This window comes from Paenibacillus praedii (genome assembly GCF_049725345.1).
GTDB lineage: Bacteria > Bacillota > Bacilli > Paenibacillales > Paenibacillaceae > Pristimantibacillus.
This window is the reverse complement of sequence record NZ_JBMWAM010000005.1, coordinates 15970-39603: the sequence shown is the minus strand read 5'-3', so window position 1 is coordinate 39603 and position 23634 is coordinate 15970. Positions and strand designations below refer to the sequence as shown.

The 23634-nt window shown below is 49.4% G+C and carries 23 protein-coding genes; 22 read left to right on the top strand and 1 reads right to left on the bottom strand.

What is annotated here, in order from left to right:
* Window positions 1-6: 6 nt before the first annotated feature.
* From ACO9K6_RS06505 to holA, 5 genes are all read left to right on the top strand, one after another.
* On the top strand, window positions 7-537 hold the full coding sequence (locus ACO9K6_RS06505; protein ID WP_424766734.1) for a deoxycytidylate deaminase: 531 nt from the start codon (window positions 7-9) through the stop codon (window positions 535-537).
* Between the two features lie 134 nt (window positions 538-671).
* Complete coding sequence (locus tag ACO9K6_RS06500) at window positions 672-3254, top strand: DNA internalization-related competence protein ComEC/Rec2 (RefSeq protein WP_424766733.1); 2583 nt, start codon at window positions 672-674, stop codon at window positions 3252-3254.
* A 177-nt stretch (window positions 3255-3431) separates the two neighbouring features.
* Complete coding sequence (locus ACO9K6_RS06495; RefSeq protein ID WP_424766732.1) at window positions 3432-3980, top strand: RNA polymerase sigma factor; 549 nt, start codon at window positions 3432-3434, stop codon at window positions 3978-3980.
* Window positions 3977-5071 carry an anti-sigma factor family protein gene (locus tag ACO9K6_RS06490; RefSeq protein ID WP_424766731.1) on the top strand — a complete coding sequence of 365 codons (1095 nt, stop codon included), beginning with the start codon at window positions 3977-3979 and terminating at the stop codon, window positions 5069-5071. The genes ACO9K6_RS06495 and ACO9K6_RS06490 overlap by 4 nt, the downstream gene beginning before the upstream one ends.
* Before the next feature lie 223 nt (window positions 5072-5294).
* Window positions 5295-6329: a DNA polymerase III subunit delta gene (gene holA, locus ACO9K6_RS06485; protein WP_424766730.1), complete on the top strand. Its 1035-nt coding sequence runs from the start codon at window positions 5295-5297 to the stop codon at window positions 6327-6329.
* A gap of 72 nt (window positions 6330-6401) precedes the next feature.
* On the opposite strand, the gene rpsT is transcribed toward holA, so the two are convergent.
* Window positions 6402-6674 (bottom strand): 30S ribosomal protein S20, encoded by a 273-nt coding sequence (gene rpsT, locus ACO9K6_RS06480; protein WP_424766729.1) that lies wholly within the window; start codon window positions 6672-6674, stop codon window positions 6402-6404.
* A gap of 255 nt (window positions 6675-6929) precedes the next feature.
* On the opposite strand from rpsT, the gene gpr reads away from it, so the two are divergent.
* The 17 genes from gpr (at window position 6930) to ACO9K6_RS06395 (ending at window position 23633) form a co-directional block, all read left to right on the top strand.
* Complete coding sequence (gpr, locus tag ACO9K6_RS06475; protein ID WP_424766906.1) at window positions 6930-7871, top strand: GPR endopeptidase; 942 nt, start codon at window positions 6930-6932, stop codon at window positions 7869-7871.
* A 191-nt stretch (window positions 7872-8062) separates the two neighbouring features.
* Window positions 8063-9313, top strand: coding sequence for a stage II sporulation protein P (spoIIP, locus tag ACO9K6_RS06470; RefSeq protein WP_424766728.1), 1251 nt, complete (start codon window positions 8063-8065; stop codon window positions 9311-9313).
* Between the two features lie 38 nt (window positions 9314-9351).
* Window positions 9352-9801 carry a hypothetical protein gene (locus ACO9K6_RS06465; protein ID WP_424766727.1) on the top strand — a complete coding sequence of 150 codons (450 nt, stop codon included), beginning with the start codon at window positions 9352-9354 and terminating at the stop codon, window positions 9799-9801.
* A gap of 80 nt (window positions 9802-9881) precedes the next feature.
* The gene (gene lepA / locus ACO9K6_RS06460) at window positions 9882-11699 is read left to right on the top strand and encodes a translation elongation factor 4 (protein ID WP_424766726.1); all 1818 of its coding nucleotides are present in this window, start codon (window positions 9882-9884) and stop codon (window positions 11697-11699) included.
* 82 nt (window positions 11700-11781) lie between these two features.
* A complete protein-coding gene (hemW, locus tag ACO9K6_RS06455) occupies window positions 11782-12951 on the top strand; it encodes a radical SAM family heme chaperone HemW (RefSeq protein ID WP_424766725.1) in 1170 nt (389 codons plus the stop codon).
* An 83-nt stretch (window positions 12952-13034) separates the two neighbouring features.
* Window positions 13035-13505, top strand: coding sequence for an N-acetyltransferase (locus ACO9K6_RS06450; protein ID WP_424766724.1), 471 nt, complete (start codon window positions 13035-13037; stop codon window positions 13503-13505).
* Between the two features lie 227 nt (window positions 13506-13732).
* The gene (gene hrcA / locus ACO9K6_RS06445) at window positions 13733-14758 is read left to right on the top strand and encodes a heat-inducible transcriptional repressor HrcA (RefSeq protein WP_424766723.1); all 1026 of its coding nucleotides are present in this window, start codon (window positions 13733-13735) and stop codon (window positions 14756-14758) included.
* Between the two features lie 20 nt (window positions 14759-14778).
* Window positions 14779-15339 carry a nucleotide exchange factor GrpE gene (grpE, locus tag ACO9K6_RS06440; RefSeq protein WP_424766722.1) on the top strand — a complete coding sequence of 187 codons (561 nt, stop codon included), beginning with the start codon at window positions 14779-14781 and terminating at the stop codon, window positions 15337-15339.
* A 71-nt stretch (window positions 15340-15410) separates the two neighbouring features.
* A complete protein-coding gene (dnaK, locus tag ACO9K6_RS06435) occupies window positions 15411-17249 on the top strand; it encodes a molecular chaperone DnaK (RefSeq protein WP_424766721.1) in 1839 nt (612 codons plus the stop codon).
* A 102-nt stretch (window positions 17250-17351) separates the two neighbouring features.
* Entirely contained in the window at window positions 17352-18485 is a 1134-nt protein-coding gene (gene dnaJ / locus ACO9K6_RS06430) for a molecular chaperone DnaJ (protein ID WP_424766720.1), read from the top strand.
* Between the two features lie 107 nt (window positions 18486-18592).
* Window positions 18593-18769 (top strand): YfhD family protein, encoded by a 177-nt coding sequence (locus tag ACO9K6_RS06425; RefSeq protein ID WP_424766719.1) that lies wholly within the window; start codon window positions 18593-18595, stop codon window positions 18767-18769.
* Window positions 18766-18972, top strand: coding sequence for a hypothetical protein (locus ACO9K6_RS06420; protein ID WP_424766718.1), 207 nt, complete (start codon window positions 18766-18768; stop codon window positions 18970-18972). Before ACO9K6_RS06425 ends, ACO9K6_RS06420 begins: the two co-directional genes overlap by 4 nt.
* Window positions 18973-19143: 171 nt before the next feature.
* Entirely contained in the window at window positions 19144-20142 is a 999-nt protein-coding gene (gene prmA / locus ACO9K6_RS06415; RefSeq protein WP_424766717.1) for a 50S ribosomal protein L11 methyltransferase, read from the top strand.
* The gene (locus tag ACO9K6_RS06410; RefSeq protein ID WP_424766716.1) at window positions 20142-20855 is read left to right on the top strand and encodes a site-2 protease family protein; all 714 of its coding nucleotides are present in this window, start codon (window positions 20142-20144) and stop codon (window positions 20853-20855) included. The genes prmA and ACO9K6_RS06410 overlap by 1 nt, the downstream gene beginning before the upstream one ends.
* 52 nt (window positions 20856-20907) lie before the next feature.
* Window positions 20908-21693: a 16S rRNA (uracil(1498)-N(3))-methyltransferase gene (locus tag ACO9K6_RS06405; RefSeq protein ID WP_424766715.1), complete on the top strand. Its 786-nt coding sequence runs from the start codon at window positions 20908-20910 to the stop codon at window positions 21691-21693.
* A gap of 5 nt (window positions 21694-21698) precedes the next feature.
* The gene (gene mtaB, locus ACO9K6_RS06400; RefSeq protein ID WP_424766714.1) at window positions 21699-23087 is read left to right on the top strand and encodes a tRNA (N(6)-L-threonylcarbamoyladenosine(37)-C(2))-methylthiotransferase MtaB; all 1389 of its coding nucleotides are present in this window, start codon (window positions 21699-21701) and stop codon (window positions 23085-23087) included.
* Between the two features lie 114 nt (window positions 23088-23201).
* A complete protein-coding gene (locus ACO9K6_RS06395; RefSeq protein ID WP_424766713.1) occupies window positions 23202-23633 on the top strand; it encodes an NUDIX hydrolase in 432 nt (143 codons plus the stop codon).
* Window position 23634 lies beyond the last annotated feature (1 nt).

Genomic DNA, 23634 nt, shown 5'->3' with positions numbered 1-23634 from the left:
GGTTTGATGAACACCCATACGCAGGATGCCGTCCGCAAGGATTGGGACACTTATTTCATGGATATTGCTTATATGGTCTCTACGCGCTCGCGCTGCCCGCGCAGACATGTCGGCGTTGTACTCGTGCAAGGCAAGAAGCTGCTTGGTACAGCCTATAACGGTGCACCGATGGGCGTGCACGATTGTTTGGAGGCTGGATGCATGATCTCGGAGGAAATTGAGATGCAGCTGGTGGACGGCAAGGAGCAGCTGCTCAAGAAGCAGCGCTGCATACGTACTATTCATGCGGAGCAAAATTTGCTGCTGTTTACTGACCGGGCGGATCGTGAGGGGTCAACGGTTTATGTAACGGATCAGCCTTGCTGGACGTGCGCGAACATGCTGGCCAATAGCGGTATTATCGAAGTTGTGTACCACCGCAGCTATCCGAAGGACAGCGATAAGGTCGCTATCCTTATGGAGCAGAAGGGCATTATTTTCCGTTGTTTGGATCACTTCGAGCCTCCAGCGGGCGCACATATGGATGTCACCTCGTAGCTTCAATTACTAACCGGTGATTTTGAACTTGAATAGGTTGCATGATGGAGGAAGAACCTCCGATCACATCGCGAGATGCGGATCGGAGGTTCTTTTTTTTTGTAATGTAATATATGGAGGAGATTGGGATGCTGATGAACCGTCGACCTTTGATATGGTTTGCTATTTGCTGGGTTGGCGGAAGCGCCGCGGCTGCAGGCCTTAGCAGCCGCGGCGTTATGCTTGCGGCGGGCGCCGCTGCGCTGCTGGCGCTGGCCGCCGTACTGTGCAGGCAGGTGTCGTGGCAGCTCGCGGCGGCCTGTTTGTTGGCAGTTGTTGCTGCCGCCGGAGAGCGGATGTGGGCAGATGCCCGCAACGTGACGGCGCTGCCGGACCTGCTCGCAGCCGCCGAGGCGGATGGCCCGCGAGCCGCGTATGCGGCGGAAGCGGAGGGCACGATTGTGTCCGCGGTCGAGGTCGACGGGGACCTTGTTATTTTGCGCGTGGCGGCGGAACACGTTCACGTGGCGGGGAAGGCTGCGCCGCAAGAGGTGCGCGAGCGCTTCATGGTGCATGTCCGGCTGGCTGAGCAGCCGGAGCAGGCTGTCGCTGCGGGGTGGAAGCGCGGCGATAGCATACGCGTGGCCGGCGAGCTATCGCTGCCGGCCACAGCCAGCAATAGCGGCGGCTTCGACTACCGCCGCTATCTCAGCAGCCAGAGAATCCACTGGCTGCTGAAGGCCCAGGGCACCGCCGCCATCGATGCGGCGGCGGGCCCCCGGTGGACAGCGGCCGCTCTGCTCGGCCGCGTGGATCATGCGCGCGACTGGCTTGGCGCGCACATGGATAAGCTGTACCCATCTGATCAGTCCGGGTACATGAAGGGTCTCGTCCTCGGCATACGCGAAGACCTCGACCCCGTGCAGTTCCAGCAATTCTCGCGGCTTGGCTTAACGCATATATTGGCCATTTCGGGCTTGCACGTCGCGGTATTCCTATACGCGCTGGGCGGCCTGCTTCGATTTGCGCGGCTGACCCGCGAGCGAATACTGCTGATTCTCCTCCTGTCCGTACCGATGTACGTCCTGCTCTCCGGCGCTTCGCCATCGGTTATCCGCGCGGGTCTCATGGCTGTGTTGGGGCTTCTTGCTGCACGTATGGGGAAGCTCAAGGATGGTCTGCACCTGCTTGCTGCCGCTGCCGTGCTGATGCTCGCAGCCGATCCTTATTTCCTCGAGAATGTAAGCTTTCAGCTCTCCTTTATCGTCACAATCGGCCTGATCATCGGCGTTCCTCCCGTACGCAAAGCGATGCCGCAGTGGAAGCGGGGGAAGGCGCTGCTTGACTTGGCAGCGGTAACGGTCGTCGCCCAGATCGTTTCCTTTCCGGTGACGATCTTTTATTTTAATCAATTTCATGCGCTGTCGCTGCTCGCTAATTTCGTGCTCGTTCCATTTATCAGCTTTATCGTTATGCCGCTGGGCGCGGCAGCGTTAGTTATCGCCATTCCATGGGAGCCGGGAGGCAAGCTGCTCGCTCATGTTTCCTACTATGCGAATGACTGGACGTTCGCGCTTGTCGAGAAGCTGGCCCAGGTGGATGGGCTTCGAACGATTTGGGCGTCTCCGTCATTATGGTGGGTAGCGGCCTTTCTTGCATTACTAGGGATATTCTTCAAATTAATAGGCAAATATGCGGGTGACAACTCAGCAAGTCACATAGCAGCTGCCATCGCTGCAGATGTGACTGTTCCGCTCGGAGGCACTGAGCTGTATGACACTTCCTCCGACAGGGCGAAGCCGGGACTAGGCTTGTTCATAATAAGCGCCGCATTAGCTTTAATGGTCTTCTATGCATATAAACCTGATTTATTTAATAAAAATTCGTCGGTTAGCTTCATCGATGTAGGTCAAGGAGACGCCATCCATATTCGAACGGCAAGCGGCAAAAACATACTTATTGACGGAGGAGGGACGCTTTCATTCCGCAAGCCGGGGGAGGAATGGAGGGAGCGAAGCGATCCATTCGAGATCGGAAGCAAGCTGCTTGTTCCTCTTTTAATGAAGCGCGGAGTTCGCGGGATTGACCTGCTGGTCATTACGCATTTGGACAGCGATCATATTCGCGGGCTGCAGGCCGTGCTGGAGACGATTCCGATCCGCCGCATATGGTGGAACGGCACCATCAAAGATGCGGAGGATGCAAAACAGATTTTGAAGAAGGCGTTGGAATGGAAGATTCCTCTATACGCAGCTTATGCCGGCATGTCTTATCAAATGGATGAGCATACGCGCCTTGACGTGCTGTGGCCGCCCCGGCCTTCACGGAAAGGGACAGATATCCTCGCAGATCAGAACGAAAGCAGTGTGGTCATGAATGTAAAGCTTTATCAATCCACCTTTCTTTTTTCCGGCGACATCGATTCGACCACAGAACGGTCAATTATTCGACAAGAGCAACTGCGCAAGGAGGAAACTCGTAAATCTGAAACAAAAATAGACGTGATGAAGGTCGCGCATCATGGCAGCAGATTTTCAACGAGTGACGAGTGGCTTGGCTTCTGGAGGCCCAGGAGCGCAGTGGCCTCGGTAGGAGCGACAAACAGCTATGGTCATCCTCATCCGGATGTGTTATCCAGACTTGCTGCTTTTGGTGCGGGAGTTTGGCGGACAGATCAGCACGGAGAGGTAAGGTTTGTTATTTCAGAACAGGACGTTTACATTGATGCCGGGCAATAAGAGTTATCTATATACGAGGTTCTGGAAATTTGGTATCCTAGAATGTGGAGTTTATACGAATTGTACAGCATATTAATAAAAAAAGTATATAAAAAAAATAAAGTGGAATTTTCTTATTAACTGCAACTTTTAACGTAACCAGTTCGTCAGAATGGTTGCAAGAGAGGGGGATCCTTCGTGGTGGAGCCGGACGTTATTAGAGCCGCTCAGTCAGGAGATCGCGATGCTTTAATTACTCTATTGCGAGAGATTGAAACTCATGTATATCGGACAGCCTATTATATATTAAATAACGAACAAGATGCGCTCGATGCTGCCCAAGAAGCGCTCATTCGCATCTATACCAAGATAGGCTCGTACGAGGAGAAGGCACAGTTTAAAACATGGATCCAGCGTATTGTTACAAACATTTGCATTGACAAATTTCGGAGAAACAAGCCGACCGTCTCGATAGATGAGCACGATATGGTTTTCCATGAGAAGCAGAATGTGGAGGACGAGGTGATGACCGCTTATGCTGTTCAAGACATTCGAACCGCTATCGATAAGCTGCCTGAGCATCATCGCGCAGTAGTCGTCCTTCGGTATTTACAGGATTTCTCGTACAACGAAATTGCCGATTCACTTGATTTGCCGCTCAACACGGTGAAATCCTATTTGTTCAGAGCTAGGCAGCAGCTGCAAACATTACTCCAAGATTATCAGAAAGGTGGTGTCCGGGGATGAATTGTCAAGAGGTGATAGAACTGATGCAAAGACAGCTTGACGACGATCTCGACCCGAGCGAGATGGAAGTCTTGATGAATCATACTAGACATTGTCCGGACTGCGCATCGATGTTCGAGCGGTTGAAGCTGTTATCCGCCGAGCTTACAGCTTTGCCTAAGGTAACGCCAAGTTATAGCCTTGTTGACGCAATTATGCCGAAGCTGGAGCGAATTGAGCTGTTCGGGGATCAGGAAGCAGCAGCGCTGCCGACAACGGCAGCCCGCACTCCACAAGAGACAGCCCGCCGCGTGAAGAGGAAGCGCTGGCCATCCATGCGCGTGCTGAGCGGTGTTATCGCGGCTGGAATTGTAGCTGGACTGTTCTTGGTTACTTATAAGCCAGAAATTGCGCCAGACCTTACTGGCGCAGGCCTCTTCTCGGCGAATGATTCAAGCAGCGCAGCGGATACTGCATCGAGCGTCGAGCCGCAGGAATTTTCATTTAAAGCAAAGCAATCTGATGAAATGTCATTTGCGCCAGAAGTCGAAACGGAAACGATGAATACGACGCAGGAGAAGCAGGACGAACAAGCCTATGATGGTATCTCCACTCATGACACTCCAGCTCCAGTCAGCCCCACAGAAAAAACGGACGGCAGCGAAAGCAGGATGGGCAAGAGTGACGCAAACGCTGGTGCGGATGCAAGCAGTGAAGAGCCGGCTCCAGAGTCTGTCGCAGAGGGCGATGTCAATGGGCTGGCCGTCGGAGAGTCTGATTCGTCAGACGGCTCCGCAGGAGCCTTAGGCGTTCAGTCCAATGGAAATACGCATCATGTTACAGAAGAGAGAGGATTGACTGCAGCCGAGGCAGGCGCCGCTTCTCCGGACGGTAAATATTACGCGCAGGCTGAAGACTTTGCGATTAAGGTCTACGCATCATCCGATCAATCGACAGTGCTAGAGACGAAGCGCAAGAATGGCAGTATTGCTAATTTGTCATGGACGGAAGACAGCGCGCAGCTAACCTATGAGGTTCATATGGAACAAGGCTCAATCGAGAAATACGTCATCGATCTTGCATCGGGCGAGGATAGGAAAGCTGCGCAATAAAATATTAAAATGGTATTCGCACACACTTTCGTCTGCTATTGCGTATAGTGTAAGTAACGAGAGTGTCTGCGACGAGGCTTAAGCGTCGTATGACCATCCGCAAGGCGGTACCATGGACCTGCTTGCGAATGTTTATATAGATGTTCGGCAAAGGGATGAGGCCATAAAGCGGCTCATCCCTTTGTTGCCGTATAATCGTACTTAAACGTCACGAGGTGGATTTATGGATGCGAAGGAAGCAGTTAAGGAAATAAAGGGTGGGAGGTTTCGTCCCATCTATGTGCTATATGGCAAGGATCGTTTTCGTCTGCAGCAATTTATGGAGCTCGTAGCGGATGCCATGTTTCCGAATGAAGAGCGTGAGCTCGGCATTGTAAAATTTGATACCGCCGAGACATCGATCGATGAAGCGGTGCTTGAAGCGGAAACGCTGCCTTTTTTCGTGCAGCGAAAGCTTATCATCGTAAGAGATACGACAGTATTTGCTGCCGGCGGCAAGGAAGGCGGAAAAATTGAGCATAAGCCGGAGCGTCTGCTGCAATATATGGAAAATCCTTCGGAAACGTCGGTAATCGTATTTGCGGTTCACGCCGAGAAGCTGGACGAAAGACGGAAGCTGGTAAAGACGCTGAAAGAGCGTAATTCCCTTGTTTCCTTCCCGGAACTGGACGCGGCTCAGCTAAAGCAGTGGATGATCAAGCGAGCGGCGGAGCAGAACCGTTCCATGACGGCGGAGGCGGCGGATCTGCTTCTTGTGCGTGCGGGCGCCAATATGCAGCAGCTAGCGCAAGAGGTGGACAAGCTGTGCCTTCATGCGGGAGCAGGCGGTTCAATCGATGCGGAGCAGACCGCGCTTCTTACGGCAGCGACAGTGGAAGAGGATGTATTCGCGCTTGTTGATGCTATTGCAGAGCTGCGGATAGATCGTGCGATTCGATTGTATAGAGAGCTTCTTGTCAGACGAGAGGAGCCGATTAAGATTGCCGCGTTAATCGCAAGACAGCTTCGCATTATGCTTCAGATCAAGGAACTGGAGCAACACCATTATTCCCCGCAGCAAATGGCGGGACAGCTTGGGCTGCATCCTTATGCGGTCAAGCTGGCTGCTGAAAAAAGCCGGAAGTTTCAAGCCGCAAGGCTTGGGAAATTATTGGCAGCGATCGCTGAGCTTGATTACCAAATGAAGACAGGTGCAATCGATAAGACGCTTGGCTTAGAGCTTTATTTATTATCGCTTGGCATGGAGAAGGGCGCTTAAGCTCTTCCTCAGCCATACAAAAAAGGCTTCACTGCTCGGTAAAGAGCGGTGAAGCCTTCTTTTGTATCTTACTTATGCTTGAGCCGAAAGGGCGTTTAGCTTTTTAGCAAGACGTGATTTTTTGCGGGAAGCCGCATTTTTATGAATCAGGCCTTTCGTTGCTGCTTTGTCCAATTTTTTCGTTGCAGCGATCAGAGCTGCTTTAGCAGCATCTACATCAGTGCCAGCGATAGCTTGGTCAGCAGATTTAACGGCCGAACGAAGTGCGGATTTCTGGGAAGCATTCAAAGCACGACGCTTTTCACTTGTTTTAACGCGTTTAATCGCGGATTTAATATTTGGCATGGAATTCACCTCCTAAACTGTTCACAAAGGTACATATTCAATATTTACCTAGACAACACAACTTAAAATATATTATCATGCCATTTCCCAAAAAGCAATAGTGCTCTACTCCTTTCAGTGTGCGGTGTATGAAAAGAACAGGACTGCAAACAATAATGAAAATATATGTGCGCGAAGGGAGAACAAGCAGTGGAAAAAGAGCTTGATTTGCAGCTGTTCAATGTCCGGACCGATTTGGCGCTTGAAGCAAAGGAAATGGCCGAGGCGCCTAGTGGAGGACCGATTCCGGGTGTTCATTCGGAAACGACTGAGGATGAGGGGATTACCATTACCAAGCTTCATGTCCAGAATGAGCAAGGCTCGCAGGCTATCGGCAAAATGCAGGGGCACTATGTGACAATAGAGGTTCCGGGGCTGCGTGGTGGCGACACCGGCCTCCAGGATCGTGTAGCAACGCTATTTGCGAAGCAATTTGAAGCGTTTCTAGAACGGCTCACTATTAGCAAGACCGCACGTGTGTTGATCGTTGGTCTTGGCAATTGGAATGTAACACCTGATGCGCTCGGACCTATCGTGGTGGAGAATGTAATGGTGACACGTCATTATTTTGAGCTGATGCCGGATCAGGTAGCGCCGGGCTATCGGGAAGTAAGCGCAGTGGCGCCGGGTGTGCTCGGGATTACGGGTATTGAATCAAGCGAAATCGTCCAGGGGATCGTCGAGAAAACGAAGCCAGACGTCATTATTGCGGTAGATGCGCTTGCTTCTAAGGCAGTGGAGCGGGTAAACACGACGATTCAGATTGCCGATACAGGTATTCACCCTGGCTCAGGCATCGGCAATAAGCGTAAAGGACTGACGAAGGAAATTTTGGGCGTTCCGGTCATTGCCATAGGTGTTCCAACCGTGGTCTATGCGTCCACTATCGTCAATAACACGTTGGAGATGATGCGCAGCCACTTTAATAAGCAAAGCGGAAATACCGATCAGATTTTGGGCTTAATGAATCAAATGGAGGAGAATGAGCGGCTTCAGCTTGTAAGGGAGGTTCTTAGCCCCCTTGGCCACGATCTGCTTGTTACCCCGAAGGAAATCGATGAATTTATTGAGGATATCGCAAATATTATAGCGAGCGGGCTGAACGCCTCTCTTCACGAAGCAGTAGATACAAATAATGTCGCAGCGTATACCCATTAAAAAGCCTATTCAATGATCAAAACCGATAAAGCCGTCTCTCTCGCCAGAGGCGGCATATTTCTATACTTGTATATAACCCAATTATTATAAATCGATTCTTTCATTTTCCCTGGTTCTATGAACTCTCTCATTCTCATAAATTAATAGTAACTTATGCCACTGGCAATTGAGAAGCGGGAGGTATTTATCCGATGAAACGAAACTTGATGCTGCTCGATGTTGGAAGAGGCAGCAAGCGTGTTAGAGAGCTGTTAGTTACGGGGCGGACATTTGCTCTGCTTTCCTTTAGCTCTATGCTCTTTTTTGTCATGCTTGGAATTGCGGGTATAGCGCATCAGCAATCCGCCGCAGCACCAGTCAACTCGATGAAAGGCTTTGCTGCTGCAGTATCAAGCGGTTTTTTTGGGGATATGCTGGAGATGGAGATGCCTGCCTTTCAAAGCAGCGCTGACACAGAGTCTTTGAATTCGAAGCAAATTAGCGCGATACTCATACGGGCATTAACGGATATTAATCCGAATGACCCCAAAAGCCTGCTTGCCGGAGAGCTTCCAGGGATGAGCGTTAACGACGCCTTTTTGATTCGAAAGGGTATTGGCACGGATACGGCTGTAGGACCTGAGGATAATGCTCCAATTCCTTATGATCCGCTGGCTGATCATGCAGAGGGTGGCGGCACCGGATCAGACGACCAGGCCGCGGGTGGACAGCCTCAGCCCGAAGTGGTGGATAAGCCGACTGTCCAGCCGGGAACCGATAAAGATGCCGCCGGTAAGCCTACAACAGGAGAGCGGAAGGTTGCTTTTATCTATCATTCTCATAACCGCGAATCATGGTATCCAGAGCTCGACGATAAGAGCAAGGATCCAAATTCCACCACGAAAAATATTACGTTAATCGGCAAACGTCTTGCACAAAAGCTGGAGGAGGCTGGTGTTGGCGCTCAGCATTCGAATACGGACTATCCGACCGCCATACCGGATTACAGATGGGAGCTCTCCTATAAATATTCGATGAAAACCGTCAAGGAAGCGATGGCCAGCAGCAAGGACTTGAAGTTTTTCTTTGATCTACACCGCGATTCGCAGACGCGTAAATATACGACGGTCGATATCGATGGTCAAAGCTATGCGCAAGTTTATTTTGTAATCGGTCATCGGAATCCTAACTGGAGGGAGAACGAAGCGTTCGCGACTGAAATCCATAAAGCTTTAGAAAAAAAATATCCTGGCATATCACGCGGAATATGGGGGAAAACAGCGGCTACCGGCAATGCGGAGTATAACCAATCGTTGGCATCGGACAGCGTGCTGATTGAAGTCGGGGGCGTAGACAATACGCTGGAGGAATCTTATCGGACTGTGGATGCGCTGGCCAAGGCGATTGCTGAAATTTATTGGGCGGATGAGAAGGTAACAGCCCCAAAAGGCAGCGCAAGCTAACGGTTGTAAATATGGAGCAGGAAGGGAGCAAGGATCGGATGAAACGAAGAGCGTTGAAATGGATGGTACTGGGCGGAGCTTTAGTAATTATTATAATGTATGGAATCGAGATGTCCTCCTCGGGGATTGAGCGAATATACGGCCCTCTAGATCATGAATATACATACGCGGAGCAGGAGCAACCTGCTCCGGCTGAGGACAAGGCGACTGACCTGGCTCTGGAACAGCAACGTAAAATTGCGCAGCTTGAGCAGGAGCTGGAGGAGCTGAAGCTAATGGCTTCACGCAGCAGCAACCCCGATTCCTTCGAGCCAGTCCTGCCTATTGAATCACTGCCCGTTCAAAATGAGCGGTTGCCTGGCATTCCTTATGAGGTTGAGCAGCCAGCTGTGAACAGGATTGCTGATTCCGCCTCTGGACTGCTCCAAAGCATGTCAAGCGAGGGCATTCGTTTAGTCGTATCGATCTTCGATGGATTGACCAAGTGATAATGAACATTGCTGGTCTTCCCCTTAACTGATATAATAGGAGGAATGATTAGCATTATTGGAAATTGTGGGGGTTAGGCATGACTGACGTACGTGACCGACAAAAGAGAATTAGAAATTTTTCCATTATCGCGCATATAGACCACGGAAAGTCTACGCTTGCTGACCGGATCTTAGAGTTTACAGGCGCCTTGTCATCCCGCGAGATGCAGGAGCAGGTTCTTGATCAAATGGATTTGGAGCGGGAACGCGGAATTACCATTAAGCTGCAAGCGGTTCGTTTAGCTTATACGGCAGATGATGGCGTGGAGTATATACTGAATTTGATCGATACGCCTGGACACGTCGATTTTACATACGAGGTTTCACGCAGTCTAGCTGCTTGTGAAGGCGCTTTGCTCGTAGTCGACGCAGCGCAAGGCATTGAAGCGCAAACGCTTGCCAATGTATATTTGGCACTGGATAACAATTTGGAAATCGTACCGGTCATCAACAAAATCGATTTGCCTAGCGCTGAGCCTGAACGGGTGAAGCAGGAAATCGAAGATGTCATCGGTCTTGATGCGAGCGATGCGGTTCTTGCTTCGGCAAAAGCCGGTATCGGCATTAAAGAAATACTGGAGCAGGTTGTTTCGAAGATGCCGTCACCGACTGGTGATCCTGACGAGCCGCTTAAAGCGCTTATTTTCGACTCCCATTACGATCCTTACAAAGGCGTTATCGTCTATGTTCGGGTTATGGATGGCAGCATCAAAGCCGGCAAAAAAATTCGCTTTATGGCAACGGGAGCGGAATTCGAGGTTATCGAGGTCGGGGCATTCATGCCGCGCATGTCGATCGTGAAGGAGCTCGCGGTTGGTGACGTTGGCTTTATCGTAGCGGGCATCAAAAACGTGAAGGATACGCGTGTCGGAGATACGGTTACCGAAGCGAAAAGACCAGCACCGGAACGTCTGCCTGGATATCGTCAGATTAACCCGATGGTATTTTGCGGTCTTTATCCGATCGAAACTCAGGACTATAACGATTTGCGTGAAGCGCTCGAGAAGCTGGAGCTTAACGATGCATCGCTTAGGTATGAGCCGGAATCGTCAACTGCCTTGGGCTTTGGCTTCCGATGCGGCTTTCTTGGCCTGCTGCACATGGAGATTATTCAAGAGCGAATTGAACGGGAGTTCAACATTCCGCTTATTACAACCGCACCAAGCGTAATCTACAGAGTAACGCTAACGAATGGCGATACGCTGGAGATCGATAATCCATCGAACTATCCGGAAGCAGGGAAGCTGGACTTTGTCGAAGAGCCTTTTGTGAAGGCGGCGATTATTGTACCGAATGATTACGTCGGCACGATAATGGAGCTTTGTCAGAACAAACGCGGCGAATTCGTTAATATGGAATATTTGGACACGAATCGCGTGACGATTACGTATCAAGTGCCGCTATCGGAAATCGTTTATGATTTCTTCGATCAGTTGAAATCTAGCACGAAAGGCTATGCTTCGTTCGATTATGAGGTGACGGGTTACCGCAGATCCAACCTGGTCAAAATGGACATCATGCTTAATAATGAACAGGTCGATGCATTGTCCGTTATCGTTCACCGCGATCGTGCATACCAACGAGGCAAGGTCATTTGTGAGAAGCTGAAAGAGCTGATCCCGCGACAAATGTTCGAGGTGCCGATTCAGGCATCTATCGGTAACAAAGTAATCGCTCGCGAGACGGTCAAAGCCATGCGTAAAAACGTTCTTGCCAAATGCTACGGCGGTGACATCAGCCGGAAGCGGAAGCTGCTCGAGAAGCAGAAGGAAGGCAAGAAGCGGATGAAGCAAGTAGGAAGTGTAGAGGTGCCGCAGGAAGCGTTCATGGCGGTGCTCAAAATCGGCGAGGATTAAGACGTACGAGGATGAGGGAGGGCGCAGCTCTTCCTCTTTTCTATTATAATGAAGAGTAGTAACGTCTAAGGAGGAACATGCAATGAGTGTGCTGCAATCACCACGAGCTTTATATATACACATCCCATTTTGCACGAACAAATGCCATTATTGCGACTTCACATCCTATGTACTCAAAGGACAGCCGGTCGATGAGTATTTGGATGCGCTGGAGCAAGAAATGAAGCAGACGGTCGCGGAGCTTCCGCCGGAGCGGATTGACACCGTATTCGTTGGGGGAGGTACGCCTACCGTGCTTACGCCTCCGCAAATGGAGAGGTTTCTAAAGGCGGTGCGTACTTATTTTCCACTCGCGCCTGATGTTGAATTTACGATGGAGGCGAATCCGGGCACGACTGATATTGACAAGCTCACTGCGATGAAGACAGGCGGCGTAAATCGGATCAGCTTCGGTGTGCAGTCGTTCGATAATGGCTTGCTGGAGCGAATTGGACGCATTCACAGTGTTGATGACGTGTATCGCAGTCTTGAAAATGCCCGTTCAGTCGGCTTTGAGAATCTATCGATCGATCTGATGTTCGGTTTGCCAGGCCAAACGGTACAGCATCTGACGGATAGTGTGGAAGAAGCGTTAAAGCTTGGCCTGCCGCACTACTCCATATATAGCTTGAAGGTGGAAGAGAATACGCTGTTCCACAAGCTTTACGAGCGTAATGAGCTGCCGCTGCCTCCTGAGGAGGAGGAATTCAAAATGTTTATTCTCCTCATGGAATTGCTGAAGGCGAATGGCTTTGTTCATTACGAAATTAGCAACTTTGCCAAGCCGGGCTACGAGAGCCGCCATAATTCCACTTATTGGAGGAATGAGCCCTATTATGGCCTTGGGGCAGGAGCCCATGGCTATGTAAATCGAATGCGGCATGTTAATTTGAAGGGGATTACGCCTTATATCGAAGCGGCTGCGGAGAAGCTGCCGAGACTCGAGTCCTTCGAGGTCCCGGAGGATGAAGCGATGGAGGATCTCATGATGGTCGGACTGAGGCTGCTTGAGGGTGTGCCGGCGTCACGATTCTCCGATCAGTTTAATGGTCAATTGCTGGAGAACAAATTTGGAGATGTCATCAATAAGCTAATGGCTGACGGACTGCTGGAGTCGGAGAAAAAGGACAATGACATCATTTATCGGCTTACCGATAAAGGGGTGCTTTTTGGCAACGAAGTGTTTGGAGCCTTCATCGGTCATACCGAATAAAATACGCTTGAGAAAAAATTCGTTCTGTTGTATATTTATTCATATTGATTTTGTACGAACACCGGGTGGGGGCGAAGGCATAAATGCAGGCATTACAGGTCGTATGCAGAAAAGCGACATCGGATGATGTTGAGACATTGTTTCATTTAATTAAAGGCTATGCCGAAAAAGGCATTATGCTGCCTCGCACTCGGGAAGCGTTGGAATTTATGATCGATTCCTTCGTTGTAGCGGAGATCGGAGACGAGGTTGTCGGCTGCGGCTCGCTTACGAGATTAGGCAAGGAGCTTGTTGAAATCCGATCGCTCGGTATGTCGGAGGGCTATAAAGGCATGGGCATCGGGAGTAAGCTTGTTGATGCTTTAATTGAGCAAGCAAAAGAACAGCAAATTCCGAAAGTAATGGCACTTACGTACGCGGTTTCCTTTTTCGAGAAAAATGGCTTTAAGGTCGTCGATAAAGATATCTTTCCCGAGAAGGTGTGGAAGGACTGTGTCAACTGTCCGAAGCAGCTTGCTTGCGATGAGATCGCTGTACTTAAAATGCTGTATTAAAATTATCATTATTAGCAAGTTTACCGATAGCGAAGGAAGAACAACTACCCCGTAAACAAAACGCTCTTTACTCTTTGATGAGTAGAGGGTTTTTTTATATGAACTGACTTGACAATCGTCAAGCTGGTTTGGTATTTTTGTATTAATGATTAGCACTCGATTGTATTGAGTGCTAACGACAGTCATCCAAAAGGATGGTCAACACCATTTTGTAGGGGGTTATTCGAATGCTGACGGAACGACAACGGATGATTTTGCATGCAATAGTAGATGATTATATTCGCTCTGCTGAACCAGTCGGTTCACGCAGTATTTCGAAGCGCGGCAATGTAGGCTTTAGCCCTGCTACAATCCGCAATGAAATGGCGGACCTGGAGGAGCTTGGTTTTCTGGAGCAGCCGCATACGTCAGCAGGACGTATCCCATCTACCAAAGGATATCGTTATTACGTTGATCATTTAGTGAAACTAAGCGAAGTGGATGAGCAGGATATTACTGCGGTTCGCTCGTTTGTCACGGACCAGATGAACCAAATGGAGCAGGTTATTCAGCATACGGCGACAATTTTGTCTAATTTAACAAATTACACGTCGATCTTGCTGGGGCCGGAAATGTTCAGTACGTCACTTAAGCATTTCGGTATTGTGCCGCTCGATCAATCTTCAGCGGTTGCGATCATTGTAACCAATACCGGCCATGTAGAGAACAGAACGATTACCATCCCGGCTGGCGTCAAAATGGAGGACATGGAAAAAGTCGTTAACATTTTGAATGCGAAGCTTGTTGGCGTTCCGTTAGTCCGTTTAAGGTCGAAGCTTTATTCGGAGATCGGGCAAGAGCTGGAGCGGCATGTTGACCATTACGAACAGCTTCTGCATGTGCTTGATCACGCGCTTTCGAATGATGATGAGCACCGCGTGTTCCTGAGCGGGACGACTAAGATGCTTACGCAGCCAGAGTTCAAGGACGTTGACAAGGTGAAAACGATCTTGGATTTGCTTGATGAGACACCTACAATTATGAAAATGATTTCCGGACTTCCTTCAGGTATACAAGTGCGAATCGGAACAGAAAATGACCATAAAGCAATTAGTGATTGCACCCTTGTAACGGCCACCTATGCGATTGAAGGTCAATCTGTTGGTACGATCGGTATTTTAGGACCTACACGAATGGAGTACGGTAAAGTCATCAGTCTCTTGGATCTTATTTCCAAGGATATGTCGGTCCTGCTGGGCCGCTGGTATAAATGAGTATTTAAGGAGGTGATTGCGTGAGTACAAAAGAGCAGCATAATGAGGCAGCTGAAATCGTGGAAGAGACTGTTGCTGAAGAGCAGGCAGAGCAAGTCACAGAGGATGACGCTGTAGAGGTGCTCGGTGAGGATGCTCGTTACGAGGAGCTTATGAAGCAGGTCGAAGAGCATCAGCAAAGATATCTACGTGCGCAAGCGGATTTTGATAATTTCCGTCGTCGTACGATAAAGGAAAAAGAAGAGCTTGGACAATATGCTTCAATGAAGCTGATAGGACAGCTATTGCCGGTTGTCGACAACTTCGAGCGTGCAGTTGCTGCAGCATCGGCTAATGGAGACTTTGAATCGCTTGCGAAGGGCGTGGATATGATTTTCCGTCAGCTGGAGCAAACGTTGGAGCAGGAAGGGCTTAAAGCGATGAATGTCGTTGGAGAGCCGTTTAACCCTGAATTCCATCAAGCGATTATGACCGTTGAATCCGATGAGCACGAGGAAGGCATTGTCGTTGAGGAAGTACAGAAGGGTTACATTTTGAAGGAAAAGGTATTGCGTCCAGCGATGGTAAAAGTAAGCGGCTAAGTCCGACACTTCCTTATACTTACATGAATCGACGAAGCTATTAAATAAAATTTTCCAGGAGGAACTAAGCGATGAGTAAAGTAATAGGTATTGACCTTGGTACAACAAACTCTTGCGTTGCAGTAATGGAGGGCGGCGAGGCCGTCGTAATTCCTAACCCCGAGGGTAACCGCACAACGCCATCCGTTGTCGGCTTCAAGAAGGATGGAGAGCGTGTAGTTGGTGAAACGGCTAAACGTCAAGCGATCACAAACCCTGATCGTACGATCAGCTCGATCAAACGCCATATCGGTACGAACCATAAAGAAAAAATCGATGATAAAGACTATACGCCGCAAGAAATTTCAGCAATCATTCTGCAGAAGTTGAAAGCTGATGCGGAAGCTTACTTAGGCCAGACCGTAACACAAGCTGTTATTACTGTTCCTGCCTACTTCAATGACAGTCAGCGCCAAGCAACGAAGGACGCAGGTAAAATTGCAGGTCTTGAAGTGCTTCGTATCGTCAACGAGCCGACAGCGGCTGCTCTTGCATACGGTCTTGAGAAAACGGAAGATCAAACGATCCTCGTTTATGACCTTGGCGGCGGTACGTTTGACGTATCGATCCTTGAGCTTGGCGACGGCTTCTTTGAAGTAAAAGCGACTAGCGGCGACAACAAATTGGGCGGCGACGACTTTGACCAAGTTATTATTGATCACCTCGTTGCTGAATTCAAGAAGGATCAAGGCATTGATCTTTCCAAGGATAAAGCGGCTGTGCAGCGTTTGAAGGATGCTGCTGAGAAAGCGAAAAAAGAGCTTTCCGGTGTATTGACTTCAGCTATCTCACTTCCGTTCATCACGATGGTAGACGGCGTTCCTCAGCATTTGGAGATGAGCCTTACGCGTGCGAAATTTGAAGAGCTTGCGGCTGGTCTTGTTGAGCGTACGCTCGGACCTACTCGTCAAGCGCTTAGCGATGCTGGCATGTCCCCTAGCGATATCGATAAGGTTGTCCTTGTCGGCGGATCGACACGTATTCCAGCCGTACAAGAAGCGGTTAAAAAATTGATTGGCAAAGATCCGCATAAAGGCGTTAACCCGGATGAGGTTGTTGCTCTTGGCGCTGCTGTTCAAGCCGGCGTTCTGACTGGCGACGTTAAGGATGTTGTATTGCTTGACGTAACACCGTTGTCCCTTGGTATTGAAACCGCTGGCGGTGTATTCACGAAGATGATTGATCGCAACACAACGATTCCTACGAGCAAATCGCAGGTGTTCTCGACCTATGCTGATAATCAGCCAGGCGTTGAAATTCACGTCTTGCAAGGTGAACGTTCAATGGCTAACGGCAACAAAACGCTGGGCCGCTTCACGTTGAACGATATTCCTCTTGCACCGCGCGGCGTACCGCAAATCGAGGTTACCTTCGATATCGATGCGAACGGTATCGTGAATGTGTCTGCTCTTGATAAAGGAACAGGGAAGAGCCAGAAAATTACGATCACGTCCTCCAGCGGCTTGAGCGATGCCGAAATCGAGCAAATGATGAAGGACGCTGAACTGAACGCGGAAGAAGACCGTAAGCGCCGCGATCTCGTAGAAGCGAAAAACAGCGCCGACCAGCTGATCTACTCCGTTGATAAAACGATTAAAGACCTGGGCGACAAGGTTGATCCTTCCGAAATCGAAAAAGCGAATGAAGCGAAGGAGAAGGTCGTTGCTGCTATTGCAACGGATGATCTTGAGCAAATCAATGCAGCAACTGAAGAGCTGACACAAATCGTACAGCAGCTTTCGGTTAAGCTTTACGAGCAAGCAGCTCAACAGGGGCAAGCGGCTGAAGGCGCAGAGCCTGAAGCAGGTTCGGCTAGAGGGAAGGACAACGTAGTTGATGCGGATTACGAAGTCGTTGACGACAAGAAATAAAGTGTAGCGGACGAGAGGTCAAAGACAGGCGCTACCTGGCTTTGACCTCCTTTCATGCGCTTATGTGTTTGAATGCATACGATATTGCGGAGGTGAGAACAGGTGGCAGATAAACGTGATTATTATGAAGTGCTTGGTGTCGGCAAGGATGCATCGGCAGACGATATCAAGAAATCCTATCGCAAGCTAGCGCGCCAATATCATCCTGACGTGAACAAGGAAGCAGATGCTGAGACCAAGTTCAAGGAAGTAAAAGAAGCTTACGACGTGCTTAGTGATGACAACAAGCGCTCAAACTATGACCGGTTCGGGCATGTGGATCCGAATCAAGGCATGGGCGGCGGAGGCGGGGCAGACTTCGGCGGCGGTTTCGGTGATATATTTGACATGTTTTTTGGCGGCGGAGGCGGTCGACGCGATCCGAATGCGCCGCAGCGCGGTAACGATTTGCAATATACAATGACAGTTGAATTCAAGGAAGCGGTATTCGGCAAAGAAACGGAAATTACGATACCCCGCACGGAAACCTGCGATACTTGTCACGGCAACGGAGCGAAGCCGGGCACGAAGCCTGAGACTTGTACGGTATGTAAAGGCAGCGGACAGCAAGAGGTTGTTCAAAATACGCCGTTTGGCCGTATGGTCAATCGTCGCGCTTGTACGAACTGCAGCGGCACAGGACGTATCATAAAAGATAAATGCGGTACTTGCCACGGCGCCGGCAAAGTAAAACGCCAGCGTAAAATTAAAATCCGCATTCCAGCCGGTGTAGATGATGGAGCACAAATTCGCATGTCCGGCGAGGGTGAGGGCGGATTGCGGGGAGGCCCCGCGGGAGATCTGTATATTGTTATTCGCGTGAAGCCCCATGAGTTTTTTGAGCGCGAGGACGACGATATTTATTGCGAGGTTCCGCTTACGTTCGTTCAAGCAGCGCTTGGGGATGAGATTGAAATTCCTACATTGACGGAGAAGGTCAAGCTGAAGGTTCCAGCGGGTACGCAGACTGGCACTTATTTCCGACTTAAAGGCAAGGGCGTACCTAAGCTTCGGGGTTATGGTCAAGGCGATCAGCATGTTAAGGTAACGATTGTAACACCGACGAATCTTACTGACGATCAGAAGGAAATGCTACGCCAATTTGGCGGTTTAAGCGTCAATTCCAATAATGATGAAGACAATGAGCATCATGAATCTATATTTGAGCGCATGAAGAAAGCGTTCCGCGGAGATTAACGCGGAACGTTTTTTTCTTTTCTAGATTTGTATAGATTTTATTAGTCAAACACATTCTATTCGGGTAGGAAACGATACATCATCAATGAATTGGAGGGAGCATACAAATGGTTGAGAACAATAACAGCAATAACTACAAAATCAGCTTGGAGAAACAAAACTTTGCAGAGCTGCCCGTTGGTAAAAATGAAGATGTTGAGTTTTCTGAGGAGCTTGCGGATGAGGCTGATCGTATAGCGGCAGAGCGTGCCGCTGCAGCTGATCAACGCAACGAGCGACAATGAGTCAGGTTGAAATACGCGCAACCTTCGAAGGCGAGGCTGCAGCTCAAGAAGCATGGCATAAGCTGCAGGCGCTGCGAGCTTTCGAAGTAAACGGCTTGCTCGAGAGCGGCCTGTTGACAGCTACAGTTGATGAGGAGGTTGCAGATCGCGCGCTGCATCTTATTCATCAAATCGGCGGGAATACGGATACGACGATCATTTGATTGGGAAAGCCTGCGGGATTCATGCCTGCAGGCTTTCTTTTGTATTTTTTGTGCAAAGGCACTAATCTGTTGTACAATAGATGTTAGATTTTTTAATAAGAGAATAAACGTTCGCTGTGCCTATTGCTGTTGGCGACAGTCGTTTACGTACTATAATGGAGGAACATACATATGAAATGGCATGAGCTTACAATCTCGACGACCGAAGAGGCGCAGGAGATGATTTCTAACTTTTTGCATGAAATGGGAGCCGGCGGCGTATCTATTGAAGAATCGGGCACGTTGAACAAGCAGCGCGACACCTCGCTTGGACAATGGTATGAGCTGCCGCTTAACGATATCCCTGAAGGTCAAGCGATCATTAAAGGATATTTTACAGAAGACACAGATACGGGAGCGCTCATAGAAGCTTTGAAGCCTCGTGTGGAAGAGCTCCGTGAATTTGATATCGATCCAGGAGAGGTTGTTTATTCGGCAGCAGCTGTCGACGATGAGGATTGGGCGACCGCTTGGAAGCAATATTTCAAGCCGATCCGTGTGTCCGATACATTAACAATCAAACCGACTTGGGAGGAATACGAGGCTGCACCGGGTGAGCGCATCATCGAGCTTGATCCTGGCATGGCCTTTGGAACGGGTACACACCCTACCACCGCTCTATGCTTGCAGACGCTTGAGTCGGTTGTGCGCGGCGGGGAAGAGATGATCGATGTAGGGACGGGCTCGGGCATATTGGCGATTGGTGCTTGCCGTTTAGGAGTAAGGAGCGTGCTCGCTCTTGATCTTGATCCTATCGCCGTATCGAGTGCCACGGAGAACGTATCACTAAATGGCCTCTCACAGCAGGTGGAGGTAAGGCTGAGTGACCTGCTTGGCGTGCTGAAGGAAGGGGCTTCTAATGAGGCTTCAATAGCAAAGCATGAAGCGTTGAGTGTCAAACTGCCTGTTGACTTGGTTGTAGCTAATATATTGGCGGAAATTATATTGCTGTTTGTTGATGATGTATTTGAAGCTTTGAAACCGAACGGCATTTATATTGCATCAGGTGTATACAAAAACAAGGAAACCGATGTGGAAGAAGGCTTGATTCGTTCCGGGTTCGAAATTATCGAAAAGCGCCGCGATGAGGATTGGATTGCATTTGTGGCGAGAAAGCCGCAGGTGGGTTAATGGACTTACAGCGGTTTTTATGGTATCCGATCGAGGATTTGCCATTTATTGCGCTAGTGCTTATTATCGCTTTTACTTTGCATGAATTTGCGCATGCGTACAGCGCTTATAAATTTGGTGATGATACAGCCTACAAAGCAGGGCGAGTGACGCTGAATCCCCGCGTCCATTTAGATGTGTTAGGTACGATACTGATCCTTATTGCGGGCTTCGGCTGGGCGAAGCCGGTACCCGTCAATCCAAGCAGATTCAAAAACCCGAGGCTCATGAGTATAATCGTATCGGCTGTGGGTCCACTCAGTAACTTACTGGTCGCTTCGATTGGTATGGTTTTGCTCTATGTATTAAACCAAACGGGACTTCTCCACGCTGGCTCCGATGGCGTCTATATGGCGCTTGTGCACTTTTTTTATTACCTTATTTCGATTAACCTTTTGTTGTTTGTATTTAACTTAATCCCTTTGCCGCCGCTAGACGGCTATCGGATTATAGCGGATTTAATGCCGCTAAAGGTGCGGTACAAAATGGATCAGAATGTGCAGTGGGGAATGTTTATTTTTTTACTGATTGTGTTCATACCGCCTCTGCGGGCTGTAACGTTAGATCCGATTTTAAGTCTTTCAGGAGATATTATGTTTACGCTCATTTCCTGGTGTGAGGCCGTATTTGCGCCTTTTGACTGGAACAGGTTTGCCATAGATTTTACAAAATGAAACATGGTATGATGAAGAATGGAATTTGTGTAAGGGTGGTTTGACAACAACAATGCAACGATATTTTGTAGCTGCGGAGCAGTTCAGCGACTCCGAGGTCCGCTTAATCGGCGAGGATGCACATCATGCCTCGCGAGTGATGCGTTCGAAGCCGGGTGACAAGCTCATCGTAAGCGATGGAGAGTCACGGACGGCGCTCGTTGTCGTTCGAGAAGCTTCGTCGATGGAGATTAAGGCGGATATTGTCCAGATGCTTCCGAATGATCGAGAGCCGGTGTGGTCCATTACGATTGCGCAAAGCTTGCCGAAAGGCGATAAGATGGAGCTTGTTATACAAAAAGGCACGGAAATAGGCGCATATTCCTTCATTCCGTTTCAATCCGAGCGAATGGTCGTCCAGTATGACGGGAAGAAGGAAGCGAAGCGGATCGAGCGCTGGAGTAAAATTGCTAAGGAAGCAGCCGAGCAGTCGCATAGGAACAGAATTCCGGCTATCGAGCCGGTACATAGCTGGCGAGAGCTGATTAAGGCGATTGAGTCCTATGATTTAACTTTGTTCTGCTTTGAACGTGAAGGACATGCAGCACATGGCAGAGGCATTCGTGCGTCTGTTCAGGATTGGGTTGGTCAGCAAAGTGAATCCGAAGCTGTAATCTCACCTCACGTGCTGCTTGTTGTTGGATCAGAGGGCGGTTTTACAGAGCGTGAGGCAGCAGAAGCCGAAGCGGCCGGCGCCGTTTTAGTAGGTCTTGGCAAGCGAATTTTAAGAGCGGAAACAGCGGGAATCGTAGCATTAGCCTGCTTATTATATGAATCCGGAGAAATGGGAGGAGCGTAATCATTATGCCATCAGTCGCATTTTATACATTAGGCTGCAAAGTAAACTTCTATGATACGGAAGCGATTTGGCAGTTGTTCAAAAACGAAGGCTACGAGCAGGTCGATTTCGAATCGACTGCTGACGTGTATTTAATTAATACATGTACAGTAACGAATACAGGGGACAAGAAAAGCCGCCAAATTATTAGACGTGCCGTACGCCGTAATCCGGATGCGGTGATCGCGGTAACTGGCTGTTATGCTCAGACATCCCCTGCTGAGATTATGGCGATTGAGGGCGTTGATCTAGTAATCGGCACGCAGGACCGCGATAAAATTATGACATTTGTCGATCAAATTCAGGAAGACCGCAAACCAGTGAACGCTGTTCGCAATATTATGAAGACCCGTGATTTTGAAGAGCTAGATGTACCTGATTTCTCGGAGCGGACACGCGCCTTTCTCAAAATTCAAGAGGGCTGCAACAACTTTTGTACGTTCTGCATCATCCCATGGTCTCGCGGTCTGTCCCGGAGCCGCGCGCCGCAAAGTGTGCTTGAGCAGGCGAAGCAGCTAGTCGCTTCCGGCTATAAGGAAATTGTATTGACGGGCATCCATACCGGAGGCTACGGCGATGATATGGAAAACTACAATTTAACCAGCTTGCTGTGGGATCTCGACAAGGTGGAGGGACTTGAGCGAATTCGGATCAGCTCGATTGAAGCAAGTCAAATCGACGACGCGATGATCGATGTGCTCAATCGTTCCAGCAAAATGTGTCGTCACCTGCACATCCCTCTTCAAGCTGGAGAAAATTCCGTGCTGAAGCGGATGCGCCGCAAATATACAACGGAAGAATTTGCTGCAAAAATCAAGAGGCTGCATGAAGCAATGCCTGGCGTTGCGATTACCACCGACGTTATCGTTGGCTTCCCTGGTGAAACCGAGGAGATGTTCGAGAGCGGCTATCGCTTTATGGAGGAGCTTCAGTTTGCGGAGATGCATGTATTCCCTTATTCCAAGCGGACCGGTACGCCGGCAGCGCGTATGGAGGAGCAGGTAGATGAGGAAGTGAAGAACGAGCGCGTTCATAAGCTGATCGACTTGTCGGAGAAGATGCAGCTCCAATATGCCAAACAATATATAGGCCAAGTGCTTGATGTTATTCCAGAGCGCGATTACAAGGGAGCGCCGGGAACGGGATTGGTAATGGGCTATACCGACAATTATATTCAAGTCGTATTTAATGGCTCAGAGGAGCTTATTGGTCAATTGTGCCGTGTGAAGATTACAGAGGCTGGCGTAAACGAATGCCGAGGTCAGTTGGTACGCGTGCTCGGAGGTCAGCCGGCGGATAGCGGTCTCGAGCAGAACAGCTTTATTCTGGAGCACCCTGAGGCGATAAGAGCATAAGTAAGGTTAACGCGTGCGGGGGATTCCTTTGCTTATCGATTCCTGTTAGGGAATCGATGGGGGAATCCTTTGCTGCATATACTAATCATGAAACGTTGCAAGGGGGACCCTTACATGAAGGAAATTTCAGCAGGCGGCGTTGTATACCGCCATAACGAGCAAGGGAAGCTGCAAATTCAGCTCATACAGGATCGATATGGAAAGGTTTCGCTGCCAAAAGGGAAAATGGAGGCCGGTGAGACGATCGAACAAACCGCATTGCGGGAAATCGCCGAAGAAACGGGACTTGTTGGGGTGATTATCGCTCCGATTGACCAGATTAAATATCAATATCAGCATGATTCCATTGGCATGGTAGATAAAGAGGTTCATTATTATTTAGTCGAAGCGGTAGGCGGTTCACTGCAGGCGCAGGTTGAGGAGATTCGAGGCGTTGATTGGTTTGATCCTTACGACGCTTGGAGGCGGCAGAAGCAATCTGGCTACGATAACAACCATCGTATCGTAGCAGGCGCACTGCATCTGTTAGGTATTGAGACGAATTAAT

Bases quoted from the DNA above. Each gene is read 5' to 3' on its own strand.
- ACO9K6_RS06505 (WP_424766734.1), top strand. From the start codon at position 7: ATGAACACCCATACGCAGGATGCCGTCCGCAAGGATTGGGACACTTAT.
- ACO9K6_RS06500 (WP_424766733.1), top strand. From the start codon at position 672: ATGAACCGTCGACCTTTGATATGGTTTGCTATTTGCTGGGTTGGCGGA.
- ACO9K6_RS06490 (WP_424766731.1), top strand. From the start codon at position 3,977: ATGAATTGTCAAGAGGTGATAGAACTGATGCAAAGACAGCTTGACGAC.
- holA (WP_424766730.1), top strand. From the start codon at position 5,295: ATGGATGCGAAGGAAGCAGTTAAGGAAATAAAGGGTGGGAGGTTTCGT.
- rpsT (WP_424766729.1), bottom strand. From the start codon at position 6,674: ATGCCAAATATTAAATCCGCGATTAAACGCGTTAAAACAAGTGAAAAG.
- gpr (WP_424766906.1), top strand. From the start codon at position 6,930: ATGGCCGAGGCGCCTAGTGGAGGACCGATTCCGGGTGTTCATTCGGAA.
- spoIIP (WP_424766728.1), top strand. From the start codon at position 8,063: ATGAAACGAAACTTGATGCTGCTCGATGTTGGAAGAGGCAGCAAGCGT.
- ACO9K6_RS06465 (WP_424766727.1), top strand. From the start codon at position 9,352: ATGAAACGAAGAGCGTTGAAATGGATGGTACTGGGCGGAGCTTTAGTA.
- lepA (WP_424766726.1), top strand. From the start codon at position 9,882: ATGACTGACGTACGTGACCGACAAAAGAGAATTAGAAATTTTTCCATT.
- hemW (WP_424766725.1), top strand. From the start codon at position 11,782: ATGAGTGTGCTGCAATCACCACGAGCTTTATATATACACATCCCATTT.
- ACO9K6_RS06450 (WP_424766724.1), top strand. From the start codon at position 13,035: ATGCAGGCATTACAGGTCGTATGCAGAAAAGCGACATCGGATGATGTT.
- hrcA (WP_424766723.1), top strand. From the start codon at position 13,733: ATGCTGACGGAACGACAACGGATGATTTTGCATGCAATAGTAGATGAT.
- dnaK (WP_424766721.1), top strand. From the start codon at position 15,411: ATGAGTAAAGTAATAGGTATTGACCTTGGTACAACAAACTCTTGCGTT.
- ACO9K6_RS06425 (WP_424766719.1), top strand. From the start codon at position 18,593: ATGGTTGAGAACAATAACAGCAATAACTACAAAATCAGCTTGGAGAAA.
- ACO9K6_RS06420 (WP_424766718.1), top strand. From the start codon at position 18,766: ATGAGTCAGGTTGAAATACGCGCAACCTTCGAAGGCGAGGCTGCAGCT.
- prmA (WP_424766717.1), top strand. From the start codon at position 19,144: ATGAAATGGCATGAGCTTACAATCTCGACGACCGAAGAGGCGCAGGAG.
- ACO9K6_RS06410 (WP_424766716.1), top strand. From the start codon at position 20,142: ATGGACTTACAGCGGTTTTTATGGTATCCGATCGAGGATTTGCCATTT.
- ACO9K6_RS06405 (WP_424766715.1), top strand. From the start codon at position 20,908: ATGCAACGATATTTTGTAGCTGCGGAGCAGTTCAGCGACTCCGAGGTC.
- mtaB (WP_424766714.1), top strand. From the start codon at position 21,699: ATGCCATCAGTCGCATTTTATACATTAGGCTGCAAAGTAAACTTCTAT.
- ACO9K6_RS06395 (WP_424766713.1), top strand. From the start codon at position 23,202: ATGAAGGAAATTTCAGCAGGCGGCGTTGTATACCGCCATAACGAGCAA.